Annotated in this window: 1 protein-coding gene; it reads right to left on the reverse strand. The window is 40.1% G+C overall.

Annotated features, from left to right (window positions below):
• The coding region (locus ACGLWY_RS18590) for a WD40/YVTN/BNR-like repeat-containing protein (protein ID WP_396621177.1) at positions 1-2,102 on the reverse strand (2,102 nt) is incomplete at both ends.

The following is a 2,102-nucleotide window of genomic DNA, read 5'->3' on the forward strand; positions in this document are numbered from 1 at the left end:
AGTATCTTCACCATATACAATGCCTCTACCAGCCGTGCTCATATATACACGCCCAAAAGTATTCATGTCTCCCACTATAAAATTTCCGTTTCCAGGTCCCCCAAACTCATGAGCATCATCATTGACACGAGTCCAATCTACTCCTTCGTTAATAGAACGAAAAACACCTGTAACACCACTGACAGTTCCCCATATATATATGGTAGGATAAGATGCTCCTGTTTTCATTTTTCCAATTCCTACTGCAGATGCGTATGATACAGCAGTTGATGGTGTTGTAAAACTTGCACCACTATTTGTAGATCTAATTAACCCTCCTCCATTCTTAGCGATCCAAAGGTGTCCGGCATACCCGGGCACTACCCTAATCCTGCTTGAGCCTCCCGATCCTGCATTGCCTGCATTACTAAAAGTAGCACCACCATCTGTACTTACCTTTAAATCTCCATTACTATTGTTATAAGCATAAAATTTATTGTTTGTAACGGGATCCGATACTGGAACTGTGTTGAAATTTATTCCTGAAACAGTAGTCCAACTAGCTCCATCATTTGTTGATCGATACAATGAGGTTGATGATTGTGGACAATGCAGTATTGTTCCTCCGTCATAAGAAAGTGCAACCGTTCCTTTAATCCCCCCAAGTGTGCCCGTGGTTTCTATCCAGTCACCTCCTTGGTTTGTAGAATAATACATTTTTTGACCAAGTCTTACCAATTTATTAGTATTTCCTGATGCATAAGCAATACCTGTTGAAGAGCCCATCGTAGGGGCATATTGCGGAGCGTAAACAGAAACATCTGTATGTTTAAATCCATCATAATCTCCAATAACACTAAATACTGGTCCTCCAGGAATACTAATAAGATCAAGTGCTACACTTTCTTCCTGACCTATTGCATCAAACTTCCAAGATGTTTTTGAAGCGTTCATATCATCACAAGTAAAAATCCCATTACCAGATATAACACTTGCTTGATTTGTATTAAAAGGGTTAAACTTTATATCTCCAGCCCAATGAATAGAAGTTGAGGATCCAGAAATCCATGTGCATCCATTATCTAAAAGGTTAATACCAGAATTACCAACTAGATCTCTCCATGTTGTTCCACCGTTGGTACTCAAAAGAAAACGATCTCCATATATTGTTTTCCCGCCAGAAGTTACATACTGCGACCAATAAATATTCATTGTAGAAGCTATTAATCGCTGAGGGTTCGTCGGGTCAACATCTATACCTCCAAAAGGAGTAGAAAAACCTGCTGGGGTTATATTTGTTAAAGCACCTGTACTTGATAACTTCCAAATCTGTCCATTAGATCCATTCCAAGGCCCTTCTTTATCGGCATAAGTAATCAATAAAGTTCTATTCGAGTCTAGTACCGCACGCTGGGGCATATAGCTTGTAGTTGCTCCGGTAACAGCGCTCCACGTATCTCCTCCATCGGAGCTTTTATAAAGGTTCGATGATCCTGTTCTTGAAACACCTGCATAAATTATTTGTGTATTACCTCCTGACAAAGCTGCCGAATCAAAAACAACAAAGCAAATTCCGTTATCATTAGCGGTCGTAGTAACTGGAAAAGACGATACTTTTGTCCAAGTCGAACCCCCATTACTACTTTTAAACAAGCCATCTCGTCTTGTACCGCAAAACAATATATTAGAATTGTTCGGGTCTACTGCCAGTCGTTCTCCATTAGATCTTCCCATTCCGTTTCCATGTGCCTTGAATTGCTGGGTTACTATGGTTTCTGTAAAAGTATTCCCCCTGTCGGTTGATTTCAAAATAGCTGTTTTTCTACCACTAAAATAATCCGTTCCCACTAACATGTACACGATATTATCATCCTGAGGATCAACGGCTAATGATTCAACTCCTTGATAACCTAACTCATCAGAACTATTCCAATCCAGCAGAGGAACCCAACTGTTGTTAACTGCATCCCATCGATAAGCTCCCCCAACATCTGTACGAGCATATTTTAGGTTTGCTTCTGTCTTACTATGGATTATTCCAGTAACAAAACCTGTTCCCCCAATTTGGACATTCTTCCATACTGTCTGAGCATGGGTAGCAAAGGCCGTTAAAATTATTAGAA

Source organism: Mariniflexile sp. HMF6888, from assembly GCF_044335535.1.
GTDB lineage: Bacteria > Bacteroidota > Bacteroidia > Flavobacteriales > Flavobacteriaceae > Mariniflexile.